General features: G+C 68.3%; 14 protein-coding genes. 9 read left to right on the top strand and 5 right to left on the bottom strand.

Translation table 11 applies throughout. The annotated features are described in order from the left end of the window. Nucleotides 1-37: 37 nt before the first annotated feature. The 6 genes from AAN986_RS00375 to AAN986_RS00400 all read left to right on the top strand — a co-directional run bounded on the left by AAN986_RS00375 (nt 38) and on the right by AAN986_RS00400 (nt 6,410). Nucleotides 38-1,630, top strand: coding sequence for a benzoate-CoA ligase family protein (locus AAN986_RS00375; RefSeq protein WP_047217553.1), 1,593 nt, complete (start codon nt 38-40; stop codon nt 1,628-1,630). A gap of 164 nt (nt 1,631-1,794) precedes the next feature. Beyond that, nucleotides 1,795-2,958: an ABC transporter substrate-binding protein gene (locus AAN986_RS00380; protein WP_047217554.1), complete on the top strand. Its 1,164-nt coding sequence runs from the start codon at nt 1,795-1,797 to the stop codon at nt 2,956-2,958. 42 nt (nt 2,959-3,000) lie between these two features. Further along, entirely contained in the window at nt 3,001-3,873 is an 873-nt protein-coding gene (locus AAN986_RS00385; RefSeq protein ID WP_047217555.1) for a branched-chain amino acid ABC transporter permease, read from the top strand. A 3-nt stretch (nt 3,874-3,876) separates the two neighbouring features. Next, nucleotides 3,877-4,953, top strand: coding sequence for a branched-chain amino acid ABC transporter permease (locus AAN986_RS00390; protein WP_047217556.1), 1,077 nt, complete (start codon nt 3,877-3,879; stop codon nt 4,951-4,953). Then, entirely contained in the window at nt 4,946-5,704 is a 759-nt protein-coding gene (locus AAN986_RS00395) for an ABC transporter ATP-binding protein (RefSeq protein ID WP_047217557.1), read from the top strand. The genes AAN986_RS00390 and AAN986_RS00395 overlap by 8 nt, the downstream gene beginning before the upstream one ends. Before the next feature lie 4 nt (nt 5,705-5,708). Next, nucleotides 5,709-6,410 (top strand): ABC transporter ATP-binding protein, encoded by a 702-nt coding sequence (locus AAN986_RS00400; RefSeq protein WP_034348629.1) that lies wholly within the window; start codon nt 5,709-5,711, stop codon nt 6,408-6,410. A gap of 32 nt (nt 6,411-6,442) precedes the next feature. Here AAN986_RS00400 and AAN986_RS00405 read toward each other — a convergent pair whose 3' ends face one another. The 5 genes from AAN986_RS00405 to AAN986_RS00425 form a co-directional block, all read right to left on the bottom strand. Then, nucleotides 6,443-7,288, bottom strand: a complete 846-nt coding sequence (locus AAN986_RS00405; RefSeq protein ID WP_047217558.1) for a nucleotidyl transferase AbiEii/AbiGii toxin family protein — start codon at nt 7,286-7,288, stop codon at nt 6,443-6,445. Next, nucleotides 7,285-7,899 carry a type IV toxin-antitoxin system AbiEi family antitoxin domain-containing protein gene (locus AAN986_RS00410; RefSeq protein WP_016447321.1) on the bottom strand — a complete coding sequence of 205 codons (615 nt, stop codon included), beginning with the start codon at nt 7,897-7,899 and terminating at the stop codon, nt 7,285-7,287. The genes AAN986_RS00405 and AAN986_RS00410 overlap by 4 nt, the downstream gene beginning before the upstream one ends. Nucleotides 7,900-8,006: 107 nt before the next feature. Continuing rightward, on the bottom strand, nt 8,007-8,480 hold the full coding sequence (locus tag AAN986_RS00415; RefSeq protein WP_047217559.1) for a hotdog fold thioesterase: 474 nt from the start codon (nt 8,478-8,480) through the stop codon (nt 8,007-8,009). 122 nt (nt 8,481-8,602) lie between these two features. Continuing rightward, complete coding sequence (locus tag AAN986_RS00420) at nt 8,603-10,117, bottom strand: acetyl-CoA hydrolase/transferase family protein (RefSeq protein WP_012202025.1); 1,515 nt, start codon at nt 10,115-10,117, stop codon at nt 8,603-8,605. 207 nt (nt 10,118-10,324) lie between these two features. Beyond that, nucleotides 10,325-11,632 carry a solute carrier family 23 protein gene (locus AAN986_RS00425; protein ID WP_047217561.1) on the bottom strand — a complete coding sequence of 436 codons (1,308 nt, stop codon included), beginning with the start codon at nt 11,630-11,632 and terminating at the stop codon, nt 10,325-10,327. A gap of 195 nt (nt 11,633-11,827) precedes the next feature. On the opposite strand from AAN986_RS00425, the gene AAN986_RS00430 reads away from it, so the two are divergent. The 3 genes from AAN986_RS00430 to AAN986_RS00440 all read left to right on the top strand — a co-directional run bounded on the left by AAN986_RS00430 (nt 11,828) and on the right by AAN986_RS00440 (nt 16,322). Then, on the top strand, nt 11,828-13,891 hold the full coding sequence (locus tag AAN986_RS00430; RefSeq protein WP_047217562.1) for an acetoacetate--CoA ligase: 2,064 nt from the start codon (nt 11,828-11,830) through the stop codon (nt 13,889-13,891). Between the two features lie 88 nt (nt 13,892-13,979). Next, nucleotides 13,980-15,137, top strand: coding sequence for an acyl-CoA dehydrogenase family protein (locus AAN986_RS00435; RefSeq protein ID WP_047217563.1), 1,158 nt, complete (start codon nt 13,980-13,982; stop codon nt 15,135-15,137). A gap of 168 nt (nt 15,138-15,305) precedes the next feature. Further along, the gene (locus AAN986_RS00440; RefSeq protein ID WP_047217564.1) at nt 15,306-16,322 is read left to right on the top strand and encodes an acyl-CoA dehydrogenase; all 1,017 of its coding nucleotides are present in this window, start codon (nt 15,306-15,308) and stop codon (nt 16,320-16,322) included. Nucleotides 16,323-16,335: the final 13 nt, after the last annotated feature.

The raw sequence follows: 16,335 nt of genomic DNA on the forward strand, positions 1-16,335 counted from the left end.
AAGTCGGGCCGGATGCCCGATGTCGAAGGAGACCCCGATGATCGACTTCACCCAGCCCTTCAATTTCGCCGCGCACCTGTTCGCGCTCAATGAGGGGCGGCCCGGCAAGATCGCCTACATCGACGACCACGGCACGCTGAGCTACGGCCAGCTGCAGCAGCAGGCGCAGCGCATGGCCAGCGGCCTGCTGGCGGCGGGCATCCACCGCGAGGAACGCGTGCTGCTGCTCATGCACGACCGCCATGAATGGGCCGTGGCCTTTCTGGGCGCGCTGTATGCGGGCGTGGTGCCGGTGGCGGTGAACACCTTGCTCACGGCCGACGACTACGCCTACATGCTGGGCCACAGCCGCGCCCAGGCCGTGCTGACCTGCGATGCGCTGCTGCCCCTGCTGCGCCAGGCGCTGGACCGGGCGCCCAACGAGGTGCGCCATGTCTGGGTGGCTGGCGACGAAGCGGCGGCGCGCGCCGCAGGCTTTGCGCCCCTGCAGCCCTGGCTGGCGGCGCAGCCGCCGCTGCCCGCACCGGCGCCCACGCTGGGCGATGACCCGGGCTTCTGGCTGTATTCCTCGGGCTCCACGGGCAAGCCCAAGGGCGCGGTCCACACGCATGCCAATCCGTACTGGACGGCCGAACTCTATGGCGGCCCGGTGCTGGGCCTGGGCGAGGGCGACATCTGCTTTTCCGCCGCCAAGCTCTACTTCGCCTACGGCCTGGGCAATGCCCTGAGCTTTCCGCTGAGCGTGGGCGCCACCGTGCTGCTGATGGCCGAGCGGCCCACGCCCGAGGCCACCTTCGCGCGCTGGGTGCAGCATCGGCCCACGGTGTTCTTCGGCGCGCCCACGGGCTTTGCGGGCATGCTGGCCTCGCCGCTGCTGCCCGCGCGCGAGCAGGTCAGCCTGCGCATGTGCTCCTCGGCCGGCGAGGCGCTGCCGGCCGAGATCGCCCAGCGCTTCAAGACGCATTTCGGCGCCGACATCGTGGACGGCATCGGCTCCACCGAGATGCTGCACATCTTCCTGTCCAACCGGCCTGGCGACATCCGCTACGGCACCACGGGCAAGCCCGTGGACGGCTACCGCGTGGAGCTGCGCGGCGAGGACGGCCGCCCCGTGGCCGATGGCGAGGTGGGCGACCTGTTCATCCAGGGCCCCAGCGCCGCCCTCATGTACTGGGGCAACCGCGACAAGACGCGCGAGACCTTCCAGGGCGGCTGGCTCAAGAGCGGCGACAAGTACGTGCGCGACGCCGATGGCTACTACACCTATGCCGGGCGCAGCGACGACATGCTCAAGGTCAGCGGCATCTATGTCTCTCCCTTCGAGGTCGAGGCCACGCTGATGCAGCACCCGGCCGTGCTGGAGGCCGCCGTGATCGGCAAGACCGACGCCGACGGCCTGCTCAAGACCAAGTCCTTCGTCGTGCTCAAGGACGGCTGCAGCGCCACCGAGGCTGAACTCAAGGCCTTCGTGAAGCAGCGCCTGGCCGCCTACAAGTACCCGCGCTTCATCGAATTCGTGGACGAACTTCCCAAGACCGCCACCGGAAAGATCCAGCGTTTCAGGCTCCGAGAGCGCGAAGCCAGTACACCCCCTGAGCCGCTACGCGGCTTCCCCCTCTCTACTCGCTGAGCGAGGGAGGGGGACGACACCCTCGGTGCGGGGCGGCCCTTCCTCGGTGTCCCTCGCTTTGGGACGCGCCAGTTTCAAGGGGCGTGGCAGTGCCATGGAGAACCGAAATGAATTGTGTGAGCAAAACCCGCAAAGCAAGACCCATCCACCACAAGGAGACACGCATGAACATCGATCGCAAACACTGGGCCGCCCTCGCCCTGACGGCCTCCCTGTCCTGCGGCGCATATGCGCAGGACAAGATCAAGGTCGGCTTCATGCTGCCTTACAGCGGCACCTATGCGGCGCTGGGCTCGGCCATAGAAAACGGCTTTCGCATGTTCGTGAACGAGCACGGCGGCAGGCTGGGCGGGCGCGAGATCGAGTTCTTCAAGGTCGATGACGAGTCCGATCCGGCCAAGGCCACGGACAACGTCAACCGCCTGATCAAGCGCGACAAGGTCGATGTGCTGGTGGGCACCGTGCATTCGGGCGTGGCCATGGCCATGGCGCGCGCGGCCAAGGAAAGCGGCACCGTGCTCATCGTGCCCAATGCAGGCGCCGATGCGGTCACGGGCGCCATGTGCGCGCCCAACATCTTCCGCTCGTCCTTCTCCAACTGGCAGTCCTCCTATCCCATGGGCGTGGTGGCCGCCAGGCAGGAAGGCAGGAAAACCGCCATGACCATCACCTGGAAATACGCGGCCGGCGAGGAGATGACCAATGCCTTCAAGGAAGGCTTCGAGAAGGAGGGCGGCAAGGTCAGCAAGCAGCTCACCGTGCCCTTTCCCAACGTGGAGTTCCAGGCCCTGCTGACCGAGATCGCGGCGGCCAGGCCCGATGCGGTGTTTGCCTTCTTCGCGGGCGCGGGCGCCGTCAAGTTCGTCAAGGACTACCACGCGGCCGGCCTGCACAAGACCATCCCGCTGTACGGCTCGGGCTTTCTGACCGACGGCACGCTGGAGGCCCAGGGCGAGGCCGCCCAGGGCGTGCTGACCACGCTGCACTACGCCGACGAGCTGGGCACGGAGCGCGACCGGCGCTTTCGCTCCGCCTATGCCCAGGCCTACAAGCTGATGCCCGATGTGTATGCCGTGCAGGGCTACGACGCCGCCCAGATGCTGGGCGTGGGCCTGAAGGCGGCGGGCGGCGACATCGCGAAGAAGGCCGAGTTCCGCCAGGCCATCGAGAAGGCCACCATCCCCAGCCCGCGCGGCGACTTCACCATCAGCAAGTCGCACAACCCCGTGCAGGACATGTACCTGCGCAAGGTCGTGGGCAAGAAGAACCAGCGCATGGGCGTGGCCATCAAGGCCCTGGGCGATACCGGCCGCGGCTGCCGCATGTGAGGCGCAGGGCGCACTCATATACGGACGCATACGGACATCGCCATGGACCTTGCCACCTTTCTCGTGCAGTGCCTGAACGCCGTCCAGTACGGGCTGCTGCTGTTCCTGCTGGCCTCGGGCCTGACGCTGATCTTCGGGATCATGGGCGTGATCAACCTGGCCCATGGCAGCTTCTACATGATCGGCGCCTACATGGCCTTTGCGCTGTCCCCGCTGCTGGGCCAGCACTTCATCACCATGCTGCTGGCCGGCGTGGCGCTGACCGTGGTGCTGGGCTATGCGCTGGAGTGGGCCTTCTTCAGCTACCTCTACGAGCGCGAGCACCTGCAGCAGGTGCTGATGACCTTCGGGCTGATCCTGGTGTTCGAGGAGCTGCGCTCGCTGCTGGCGGGCAATGACGTGCATGGCGTGCCGCTGCCCGGCTGGCTGTCGGGCAGCTTCTCGCTGGGCGGGCTCATGAGCTATCCGTGGTACCGGCTGTTCGCCTCGGGCGTGTGCCTGCTGGTGGCGCTGGCGCTGTACTGGGTGGTCAACCGCACGCGCCTGGGAATGATGGTGCGCGCGGGCGCCAGCAACCGCGACATGGTGCGCGGCCTGGGCATCGACGTGAAGCGCCTGTACCGCATCGTCTTCGCCATCGGCGTGGCGCTGGCGGCACTGGCGGGCATGATCGCCGCGCCCATGAGTTCGGTCTATCCGGGCATGGGCGGCAACGTGCTCATCATCTGCTTCGTGGTGGTGGTGATCGGCGGCATCGGCTCGATCACGGGCGCGCTGCTGGCCTCGCTGCTGGTGGGCTTTGTCGATACCTTCGGCAAGCTGTTTTTCCAGGAGCTCAGCGGCATGAGCGTCTACCTGCTGATGGCGGTGGTGCTGGTGTGGCGGCCACAGGGCCTGTTGGGGCAAAGGAGCTGAACAATGGCCGTATCCAATCCTTCTCCGGCCCTGCTGGCGGCCGCCGTGCAGCCTGCGCAGCCCGTAGAGATGCCGCAGCGCGCCTGCCGATGGCAGGCCTGCGCCGTGCCGCTGGCCTGCGTGGCGCTGCTGGCGCTGGCCGGCCCCTGGTGGTCGGACTATCTGTCGGGCCTGGTGGTCAAGACCATGATCCTGGCCATCTTCGCGCTCAGCCTGCAGCTGCTGGTGGGCGGTACGGGCCTGGTGAGCCTGGGGCATGCGGCCTTCATGGGCCTGGGCGCCTATGCCGCCGTGCTGTCCGCAGGCAACGAGGGCGGCAGCCTGCCGGCCATGCTGGGCTGGGCGCTGCTGGCCTCGGGCGGCTATGCGCTGCTGGTGGGCCTGCTGAGCCTGCGCACGCGCGGCATCTACTTCATCATGGTGACGCTGGCCTTCGCACAGATGGCCTACTTCGTGGTCCACGACACGGGCATCGGCGGCGGCAGCGATGGCATCTACCTGATGGCCCGGCCCGCGCTGGGCGCCATCGACATGGAAATCCCGCGCGTGCAGTACTACCTGGTGCTGGTCGCCCTGGTGCTGGTCTATGCCTTCCTGGCCGGGCTGCGCCAGTCGCGCTTCGGCGCGGCGCTGGCGGGCATACGCGTCAACGAACAGCGCATGCGTGCGGCCGGCTTCACCACCTACGGGTACAAGCTCGCGGCCTTCGTGCTGGCCGGCATGCTGGCCGGCGTGGCCGGCTTTCTGCTGGCGGTGCGCGATGCCGTGGTCAACCCCGAGCTGCTGTCCTGGCACCACTCGGGCGAGGTGCTGCTGATGGTCATCCTCGGCGGCCTGGGCTCGCTGCGCGGCGCCGTGCTGGGCACGGTGGCCTTCGTCGCGCTCAAGGAGGTGCTGTCCACGCATGCCATCGTCGGCCCCATGGCCGACCACTGGCAGCTGAGCCTGGGCCTGGCCATCATCGTGCTCGTGGCCCTGCTGCCGAAAGGACTGATGGGGCTGATCGGGCCGGCGGGCCTTGCACGGCAACGCGCTGGAGTGCACAACGAGGCCCGCCACAAGGAGGCCGACCATGGCTGATGCGGCACTGCTTTCGGTGCGCGGCCTCACGCGCCGCTTCGGCGGGCTCACGGCCGTGGGCGGCGTGGACCTGGACCTGCACGAGGGCGAGGTCCATGCCGTGATCGGCACCAACGGCGCGGGCAAGTCCACCCTGGTCAACATGCTCTCGGGCGAGCTGGCGGCCAGCGCGGGGCGCATTGCGCTCGCGGGCCAGGACGTCACGCGCATGCCCCAGCCCCGGCGCGCGCGTGCCGGCGTGGGCCGCAGCTACCAGCGCACCACCATCTTTCCCGAGTTCTCGGCGCTGGAAAACTGCCGGCTCGCGGCCCAGGCGCAGATGGCGCTCAGGCCCTGGCAGCTGGGTCTGTCCGCACAGCGCTGCGCGGCCAGCCTGCGCCAGGCCCATGCGGCCCTGGAGCGTGCGGGCCTGGCCGGGCAGGCGCTGGCCGTGGCCGGCACACTGAGCCATGGCGCCAAGCGCCAGCTGGAAGTGGCCATGTGCCTGGCCACCGGCCCGCGCGTGCTGCTGCTGGACGAGCCGCTGGCCGGCATGGGCGCCGAGGAGACCGAGCGCATGCTGGCCCTGCTGCAGGAGCTCAAGCGCGGCCACGCGGTACTGCTGGTCGAGCACGACATGGACGCCGTGTTCCGCATCGCCGACCGCATCACCGTGATGGTCAACGGCAGCGTGGTGGCCACGGGCACGCCAGCGCAGATCCGTGTCGATCCCGTGGTCCGTACTGCCTATCTCGGAGAAGACGATGACTGAGCCCATGTTCGCCATCGACGAGCTGCATACCTACTACGGCGACAGCCACATCCTGCAGGGCGTGAGCCTGGCGCTGGGCGCGGGCCAGGCCGTGGGCCTGCTGGGGCGCAACGGCATGGGCAAGACCACGCTGATCCGCACACTCATGGGCTATGTGCCGGCACGCTCCGGCCGCCTGCGCGCCGATGGCCGCGACTGCACGGGCGCGCCGCCCGAGCGCATGGCGCGGCTGGGCATTGGCTATGTGCCAGAGGGGCGCGGCATCTTCCCCAACCTCAGCGTGCGCGAGAACCTGGTCATGAGCGCCCGCCCCGGACTGCAGGGCGAGCGCCACTGGACGCTGGAGCGCGTGCTCGACACCTTCCCCCGGCTCGCGGAGCGCCTGGCCAACGGCGGCGACCAGCTCTCTGGCGGCGAGCAGCAGATGCTGTCCATAGGCCGCGCGCTGATGACGCACCCGCGCCTGCTCATCCTCGACGAAGCCACCGAAGGCCTGGCCCCCCTGGTCGTCGCCGAAATCTGGCGCGTGATCGCCGCCATCCGCAGCACCGGCATCTCCACCCTGATCGTGGACCGCGACTACAAAAAGGTCCTGGCCCACACCGACCGCGCCGTGGTCATGGCCAAGGGCCGGCTGGCGCTGCAGGCCGATTCGCGGGAGCTGCTGGCGCAGCCGGAGCGCCTGTCGGAGTTGCTGGGGGTTTGAGATGGTGGTGGGCGGAGGACTTCCAGGCGGTATCAGAAGATGCCGCATTGCTGGAATTCCTCTCGCAGCCTTGCCACGACAGGGGCCAGCTCCAGCGCTTCAAGCCGGTTCTTCTTCAGGAAGGCGGCCCACTGCGCCTGCTTGGCCGCATCGCTGCTGAAGCCATCGCTCAATCCGGCTGGCAGGCCTGCGGGCAGCGCGAGTTGGCGGCGCTCGAAGGTCGCTGCCATGGCGCGCCGCAGTTCGGCAGGGTCCAGCGTGCCTTCGGTCATCAATACCCAGAGATCGAAGTAGTCCTTCATCCGGGTATTGGCCATGCCCAGCAGGCATATCGCGTGGAGTTTTTCGGCCACCACGGTGTACTTGGGGTAGCTGCGCAGTTGCGGTGCGGGCAGGCCGTCGAGCAGCACGGGGTAGCGGATGGCTTGTGGCGATGGTGTCACGGCATCGCCGAAGCCTATGTCCACCTGCAGCGTGATGCGTGCACCGTCCAGCGTGGCGCGCAGGTCAATCCGTACTCCGCCATAGCCGGCTTCCTTGCGGATGGTGGTTCCACGCACCGACGCGGCATCGAAGGCAATGCCGTCGTCCACGGCAATCCGGCAGATCTCGCGGAAAGCGCTCACCGCCGAGTCAACGTCGTCCAGGCCAAAGCCCAGCAGATCGGCGTCGCGGGTCGGCCTGTGCGGCTGCTCGTACCAGATGGCAAACAGCAGTGCGCCCTTGAGCAGATAGCTGTCCGCATGGGGCGAGATGGACAGGCGGTACAGCAGGCGCTCCAGGCCATAGTGGGTGAGCGTGAGGTTGAAGTCCTGCCGGCGGGCGTCCGCGCAGTGCTTCAAACGTGCACGGATTGAGGCTGCGATATCGCGGCTCATGCGGCGATGCTTTCAAGGTAGGGGCGCATCACATTGCTGACGCGGTCGATGGCTGCGTAGTGCCAGAGCGCGTCGGCCGTCAGCTTGCGTTGTGCCCATCCGTCGCGCAGTGCTTCCAGCGCCACATCCAGGCCGATCTTGTTGCGGTACTTGAAGCAATCGGCCACGGTCTTCGATGCGTTGAAGACGGCGACACCGACGCCATCGATCTGCAGGGTTTCCACGCCTTCGGACAGTGCCGCACCGGACATGCGGATGGCGCGCAATGCAGGCTGGTCTATGCGGGGCGTGGGCGAGTGATGGGGAATGGCCATCCACACCTCGAAGGGTGCCTGCGTTCCTATGCCGTGGACCCGCAGCGCGGACAGCAGGCAGACCACGCCCTGCGGCACGCGCAGGGCCACTTCCGCCAGCGAGCGGTGCTCGCTGAGCGGCCGACCCGGCAGGCTGTACAGGCCGCGTGCAACGCGTTCAAGGCGGCCTGCCGCGACCAGCCGGCTCAGCGCCATGGTCGGCAGGCCAAGCGCGGCAAGGTCGCGTGCGCGCAGCAGCGGCCGTTGTTCGGCCAGTGCCAGAACGGCTTGTTCGAGCGCGGAGCCAGGAGCGGGCATGCCGGAGTCTGTTGTATTGATTAGGCAATTATCAATAACTGAAGAAGAAATACAACGGACGACAGCGACGTGACCGAGAGCGCGAGGGTTCCCAGTCCATCAAGCGGTCAGGGCTGGGCCGCCACCGGCGGCTGCGCCGCGAGCTTGACGTTCTGCGCATGAGTGGGCGGCAGCAGCGCCATGGTCAGGCTGCAGGTGCAGGTCAGGCGGCCGGTTTCGTCGTGCAGTTCGATGGCCCAGACATGGGTGGTCTGGCCCAGGTGCACGGAGCGGGCCGTGCCCGTGACCCAGCCCTGGCGCGCGGCGCGCACATGGTTGGCCGAGACGTTCAGGCCCACGCTGCGCCAACCTTCGGGGATGGAGCAGGCCGCGGCCACCGAGCCCAGGGTCTCGGCCAGCACCACGTTCACGCCGCCGTGCAGGATGCCGTAGGGCTGGCAGGTGCGCTGGTCCACGTGCACGCGGCCGCGCAGGAAGTCGTCACCGATCTCGGTGAACTCGATGCCCAGGTGCGAGACGGCCGTGTCGGCGCTCAGCGAGGTGATGTCTTCAAGGGTGAAGCTGCGCTTCCAGATCGGCATGGGAGAAGTCCTGTGGGTGCAACGAAAAAGACGGCCCCGTGGGCCGTCCTTGCATGCTACGCCAGTCCAGGCAGCCATGCCGATGGCCGCCTGTAGCCCAGGAGACTGCGCGCTTGCGCGGTTCAGGCGCGCATGTCGCCCGTTTCGACAAAGCGCTGGTGCCAGCTCAGCGCTTCGCCCAGGATGTGGGGCGTGTGCAGCGCGCCCTGGCGCTGGGCGCGGTCGAAGTAGTCCTGCAGCTGGGGGCGGAAGTCGGGATGGGCGCAGCGGTCGATGATGACCTGGGCGCGCTTGCGCGGCGACAGGCCGCGCAGGTCGGCCAGGCCCTGCTCGGTGACGATGATCTGCGTGTCGTGCTCGGTATGGTCCACGTGCGAGCACATGGGCACGATGCAGCTGATCTTGCCGCCCTTGGCCACCGAGGGCGTGACGAAGAAGGACAGGTAGCCGTTGCGCGCGAAGTCGCCCGAGCCGCCGATGCCGTTCATCATCCCCGTGCCCATGACGTGGGTGGAGTTGATGTTGCCGTAGATGTCGGCCTCGATCATGGAGTTCATGGCGATCACGCCCAGCCGGCGCACCAGCTCGGGGTGGTTGCTGATCTCCTGGGGGCGCAGGATGATGCGCTCGCGGTAGAAGTCGATGTTCTCCTCGAAGTCCCTGTAGGCGCTGCCGGACAGCGAGATCGAGGTGGCCGAGGCGCGGCTCATCTTGCCCGCGCGCAGCAGGTCCAGCATGCCGTCCTGCAGCACCTCGGTGAAGCCCAGCAGGTTCTCGAACGGCCCCGTCAGCAGGCCGGCCAGCACGGCGTTGGCCACGTTGCCCACGCCCGACTGGATGGGCAGCATCTCCTTGGGCAGGCGGCCCATCTTCATCTCGTGCGCGAGGAAGTCGATGATGGACGCGGCGATCAGGTTGGAGTTGGCGTCGGGCTGGGCGAAGACGTTGTCGCGGTCGCCCTTGTGGGTCTCGACCACGGCGACCACCTTGGCCGGGTCCACGCGCAGGTAGGGCTCGCCGATGCGGTCATCGGCATGGGTCAGGGCAATGGGCACACGGCGCGGCGGGATGGCCGTGCCGTAGTAGATGTCGTGCATGCCTTCCATCTTGGCCGGCGGCTTGGTGTTGACCTCCAGGATCACCTTGTCGGCGATCTCCAGCCAGGTCTTGTTGTTGCCCACGGCGGTGGAGGGGATGAGGCGCCCGTCCTCGGTCACGCCCAGCACCTCGACCACGGCCACGCTCATGGGGCCCAGGAAGCCGAACCACGCATGCTGGGCCACGTGGGACAGGTGCATGTCGATGAAGTCGATCTCGCCGGCATTGATCCTGGCGCGGCAGGTGGGGTCGGTGTTGAAGGGCAGGCGCTGGCCCAGTGCGCCGGCCTCGGCCAGGGCGCCGTCCATCTCGGCGGCCGTGGAGGCGCCGGTCCAGACATTGATCTTGTAGGGCCGGCCGGCCGCGTGTTCGCTCTTGGCGTGCTGGGCGATGGCCTGGGGCAGGGCCTTGGGGTAGCCCGCGCCCGTGAATCCGCTCATGCCGACGTTGACGCCGTGGGGGATCAGGGCGGCGGCCTGCTCGGCCGTCATGGTGCGCGAAAGGAATTCTGGGAAACGTACGCGGTCTGCGAGGGACATCTATGGCTCCGGCTGACGGCTCGCGCCAGCCGGCAGGGTGCCGCAGCGCTGGCTTGCAAGCCTAAAAAAAACCGCCCCATGCAAGAACGCAAGGGCGGTATATCTCCGGAAACCGATGGTAGCAGCGCTGGCAGCGGCCCTCGGGTTTCCCCGTAAAGGCCCTGCCGCGCAGTCAAAGGCTCAAAGAATGTTTGCGTGTGCTCACATTCAATGGATCAGCGACTGATCGTCGCGTGCGTGATCCAGCAGCGCGTACAGGATGATGGCGCCGAAAGTCGCGGTCCCGATGCCGCCCAGCGCGAAGTCGCCGAACTTGAGCGTGAAGTCGCCCGTGCCCAGGATCAGGGTGATGGCCGCCACGATCAGGTTCTTGTTCTGCGAGAAGTCCACGCGGTTGTCCACCCAGATCTTGGCGCCGGCCACGGCGATCAGGCCGAAGACCACGATGGACACGCCGCCCATCACGGGCAGCGGGATCGCCTGGATCAGCGCGCCGAACTTGGGCGAGAAGCCCAGCAGCACGGCCAGGACGGCGGCCACGAAGAACACGGCCGTCGAGTAGATGCGCGTGGCGGCCATCACGCCGATGTTCTCGGCATAGGTGGTCACGCCGGTGCCGCCGGCCGCGCCGCTGACCATGGTGGCCACGCCGTCGCCGATGAAGGCCCGGCCCATGTACTGGTCCAGGTTCTTGCCCGTCATGGCGGTCACGGCCTTGATGTGGCCCAGGTTCTCGGCCACCAGGATGATGACCACGGGCACGATGAGCACCATGGCCGGGCCGCTGAACACGGGCGCGTGGAACTGGGGCAGGCCGAACCAGGCGGCATTGGCCACGCCCGACAGGTCCACGGGCTTGCCCATGCCCAGCACATTGGTGAACAGGCCGTACAGCAGGCTGGCGGCGATCAGGCCCACCAGGATCAGCAGGCGCTGCACCATGCCGCGCGTGAACACGGCCACCAGGCCCACGCAGACGAAGGTCAGGGCCTGCATCCACGACTCGAAGTTGTTGGCCGCCATGTTCTTGACGGGTATGGCCGCCAGGTTCAGCCCGATCACGGCCACCACGGCGCCCGTGACCACGGGCGGCATGAAGCGCTCGATCCAGCGCGTGCCCACCATCTGCACCACCAGGCCGATCAGCGCATAGACCGCACCGCAGGCAATGATGCCGCCCAGCGCCACGCCGATGTTGCCGTTGGCGCCCTTGCCGCCATAGGCCGTGGCTGCGATCACCACGCCGATGAAGGCAAAGGACGAACCCAGGTAGCTGGGCACCTTGCCGCCCGTGATCAGGAAGAAGATCAGCGTGCCGATGCCGCTCATGAGCACGGCCACGTTGGGGTCGAACCCCATGAGGATGGGCGCCAGCACGGTGGAGCCGAACATGGCGATCACGTGCTGTATGCCCATCAGCCCGGTCTGGGGCCAGGGCAGGCGCTCATCGGGGCCGATCACGCCTCCCCGTTGCAGCTGGTCGGCGGATTTCTCCGTCCATTGGAAAAGGCCCATGTGGCATCGCTCCTTGTAAAAAATTGGCGCGATATTAGAGGCATTTGTTTTCTGGCAGGAGGGGGCGAGCGGAAATTTTTTCCCAGTGTTTGTGCGCAGATACGCGATCCGGCCCGCAGACTTTGTCGCCCAGGTGCCAGGCTAATGGCTTTCCCGTCTGGGCTCGCGGGCAGCGCGCGCGTACCGTGGCCGGTCATGAGCCACACCCCTGCCTTCATCCCCCAGATCCGCCTGTACCAGGACTGGCTGCGCGAGCGCCACGGCCTGCAGTTCGACAGCTACGACGCCCTGTGGCGCTGGTCGGTGACCGACCTGGACGCCTTCTGGCAAAGCATCTGGGACTACAACGCGCTGCAGTCGCCCACGCCGCACACGGCCGTGCTGGAGCGCAACACCATGCCCGGCGCCCAGTGGTTTCAGGGTGCCCAGATCAACTACACGCGCCAGGCGCTGCGCCATGTGGATGCCGCCCATGCGGCCGGCATGCCCGCCGTGGTCAGCCGCAACGAGACGGGCCGCCACCGCGAACTGTCCTGGCCCGAGCTGCGCCGCCAGGTTGCCGCCCTGGCCCTGCACCTGAAGGCCCAGGGCGTGGGCCGCGGCGACCGCGTGGCTGCCTACCTGCCCAACATCCCCGAGGCCATGGTCGCCCTGCTGGCCACGGCCAGCCTGGGCGCCGTCTGGAGCATCTGCGCGCCCGACATGGGCACCAACGCGGTGCTGGACCGCTTTCGCCAGATCGCGCCCAAGGCGCTGATCGCCGTCGATGGCGTGCACTACGCCGGGCGCGATATCGACCGCATGGCCGTGCTGGCCGAGCTGCGCGCAGGCCTGCCCAGCGTGGAGCATGTGGTGCTGGTACCCAACCTGGACCTGCAGGCCAGGCTGGCCGATGCCGCCGACTACGGCCAGGTCACGGCCCGCGACGACGCGGCCACGGCGGCCTTCGAGCCCGAATGGCTGCCCTTCGACCACCCGCTGTGGATCGTCTACTCCAGCGGCACCACCGGCCTGCCCAAGCCCATCGTCCACGGCCATGGCGGCATGGTGCTGGTGGCCCTGCAGCTCAAGGCCCTGCACAACGACGTGGGCTGCAGCTACCACCCCAACAGCTGGGGCGAGCGCTACCACTGGTACAGCTCCACGGGCTGGGTGATGTGGAACGCCCAGGTCTCGGGCCTGCTGGGCGGCACCACCTGCGTGATCTTCGACGGCAGCCCCGGCGGCAGCAAGGACAGGCCCGACTGGGGCGTGCTGTGGCGCTTCGCGGCCGAGACCGGCGTGACCAGCTTCGGCTCGGGCGCGGCCTTCTACGCCAACTGCATGAAGGCCGGCGTGGACCTGGCCCAGTGCGGCGACCTGTCGCGCATCCGCAGCCTGGGCACCACGGGCTCGCCGCTGTCGCCCGAGGTGCAAAGCTGGGGCACGGCGCAGTTCGCCAGCATGGGGCGGCCTGACATCTGGTGGAACAACATCTCGGGGGGCACCGACTTCGCGGGCGCCTTCATCGGCGGCCACCGCGAACTGCCGCAGCAGCCGGGCATCATGCAGTGCCGCCAGCTGGGCGCGGCCGTGGAGGCGTGGAACGAGCAGGGCCAGCCCGTCATCGACGAGGTGGGCGAGCTGGTCTGCACCCAGCCCATCCCCTCCATGCCCCTGTACCTGTGGGGCGATGCGGACGGCAAGCGCTACCTGTCCAGCTACTTCGACATGTACCCGGCCGGCCATGGCCGCGCGCCCGGCGGCGGCGACGGCCCCGCCGCCATGGGCCCGGTCTGGCGCCACGGCGACTGGATACGCATCCTCCCGGACGGCGGCTGCATCATCTACGGCCGCAGCGACGCCACCATCAACCGCCACGGCCTGCGCATGGGCACCAGCGAGATCTACAGCGCCGTCGAGGCCCTGCCCGAAGTGCTGGACTCCATGGTCGTGGACCTCGAATACCTGGGCCGCGAAAGCTACATGCCGCTGTTCGTGGTGCTGCGCCCGGGCGTGGATCTGGACGACGCCCTGCGCGCCCGCCTGCAGGGCGCCATCCGCCAGGCCCTGTCGCCGCGCTTCGTGCCCGACGAGATCGTGCAGGTGGCCGAAATCCCGCGCACGCTCAGCGGCAAGAAGCAGGAGCTGCCCATCAAGAAGCTGATGCTGGGCCAGCCGCTGGACAAGGTGGTCAACAAGGAGGCCATGGCCAACCCGGGCTGCCTGGACTGGTATGTGGGCTTTGCGGCGCAGCATGCCAAGGCACAGGCCGCCTGATATTCAAACGGTATCAGTGGCTCGGTTTTTAATATTGGACTGCGACAGACCGGCTGCCTAGAGTGGGGTCCAACCATGGAGCCCTGCAATGAGTGTGCTTGATTCCCTTGCCCTGACCCGCATCCCCGCCGAGGACGAAGCCCTGCGCGCCGAGGTACGCGCCTTCCTCGCCCAGGCCATAAGCGGCCTGCCGCCCCATGTGCGCGCGCGCTCCTGGGGCGGCTACAGCGCCGAATTGAGCCGGCAACTGGGCGAAAAGGGCTGGATAGGCGTCACCCTGCCGCGCGAGTACGGCGGTGGCGGGCGCAGCGCCTTCACGCGATACGTGCTGGTGGAGGAATACCTGGCCTGCGGCGCGCCCGTGGGCTCGCACTGGATTGCCGACCGCCAGAGCGGCCCGCTGATCCTCAAGTACGGCACCGAGGCGCAAAAGCAGTTCTACCTGCCGCGCATCTGCCGGGGCGAGGCCTTCTTTTGCATCGGCATGAGCGAGCCCGGCGCGGGCTCGGACCTGGCCAGCGTGAAGACGCGCGCCGTGCCGAACGACAAGGGCTTCGTGCTCAACGGCCAGAAGATCTGGACCACCAACGCCCACCACTGCCACTACATGATCGCCCTGGTGCGCACCTCGGGCGAGGCGGGTGACCGGCACAAGGGCCTGTCCCAGGTCATCGTGGACCTGTCGCTGCCGGGCGTGACCGTGCGGCCCATCACCGACCTCTCGGGCGACAGCCATTTCTGCGAAGTCTTCTTCGACAACGTGCAGCTGCCGCCCGACGCCCTGATCGGCCAGGAAGGCCAGGGCTGGGAGCAGGTCACGGCCGAGCTGGCCTTCGAGCGCAGCGGGCCCGAGCGGCTGTTCTCCAGCATCGTGCTGTTCGACGAATGGCTGGCCTGGCTGCGTGCAACGGGCGAGCGCAGCGAAGGCGCGCTGCGCCTGGCCGGCCGCGTGTTCACCGAGCTGGCCCCGCTGCGCGCCATGTCGGTGGCCGTGCAGGACAAGCTGGTGCGCGGCGAAAGCCCCATCGTCGAGGCGGCCCTGGTCAAGGAGCTGGGCACGACGCTGGAACAGTCCATTCCCGCCGCCATCGCCGACGACCTGTTCGCACGCGAGGCGTCCGAGGTTCCGCTGGAGCTGCTGCGCACCCTCAACTACGTGACGGAGGTTGCGCCTTCGTATTCGCTGCGCGGCGGCACGCGCGACATCCTGCGCGGAATGATCGCGCGAGGTTTGGGGCTTCGTTGACACGAAGCGCCCCCTGAGCCGCTGCGCGTCTTCCCCCTCTCGCTTCGCGGGGGGGACGACACCCTCGGTGCGGGGCGGCCCTTCCTCGGTGTCCCTGGTGTTAAAGGTGCGCCAGTTTCAAACGGAACGCCCAAGGCCTGGCGTCATGTGTCATGAATGGAGAGAGACATGGAAGACGATTTGTTTGCCGACGCCGCGCGTCAGCTGCTGCAGGGCGAGTGCACGCCCGCGCGGGTGCGCGCCATCGAGGCCGGGGGCTCGCCCCGGGCGCTGTGGCAATCGCTGGAGCAGGCCGGCTTTGCCGATGCCCTGGTGCCTGAGCACGCGGGCGGCGCGGGGCTGGCGCTGGCGCAGCTGTTCGATGTGTGGTCGCTGGCCGGCGCCCATGCGCTGCCCGTGCCGCTGGGCGAGACCATGCTGGCGCGCGCGCTGCTGGCTGGCGCGGGGGCGGAGCGTCCACCAGGCGCCATCGCGTTGGCGCAAGGCCTGCTCCAGCCGGATGGCAGCCTGCACTGCGCACCCGTGCGCCTGGGCGCGGTGGCGGACAGCGTGCTGGTGCAGCATGCGCAGGGCTGGAGCCTGCTGCCCGTGGCACAGGAGCAGTCCGAGCCGGCGGCCTTCTGCCTGGACGTGAACCTGCGCTGGAGCGCCGATCAGGTCCGCGCAGCACCTGCTCCCGATATCGCCCTGCCGGATGGGCTGGACCTGCGCACGCTGCAGGCCGGCCTGGTGGCGGCGCAGCTGGCGGGCGCGCTCATGGAGGTGTTCCAGCGCACGCTGCAGTATGCGAATGACCGCCAGCAGTTCGGCCGCCCCATCGGCAAGTTCCAGGCCATACAGCACCAGCTGGCGGTGATGAGCGAGCATGTCTTCGCCGCGCGCATGGCGGCCCGGCTGGGCTGCGCGGGGCAGGGCATCTTCCCCGATCGGCTGCGCGTGGCCGTGGCCAAGGCGCGCTGCAGCCAGGCCGCGCTGGCCGTGGCCGAGGCGGCCCACGCCATCCACGGCGCCATGGGCTTCACCGAGGAATACGACCTGCAACTGCTCACGCGCCGCCTGCATGCCTGGCGCCAGACGGCGGGCTCCGAGTCGTACTGGCACGGTGTGGCAGGCGCCGCGCTGGTCCATGGCCACGCGGGCAGCACGCTGGACCTGATCCGTTCGACCACCGACATCACCGCATAAACCCTTGCTCAAG

It is taken from the genome of Delftia sp. DS1230 (genome assembly GCF_040112715.1).
Taxonomy (GTDB): Bacteria; Pseudomonadota; Gammaproteobacteria; order Burkholderiales; family Burkholderiaceae_C; genus Comamonas; species Comamonas tsuruhatensis.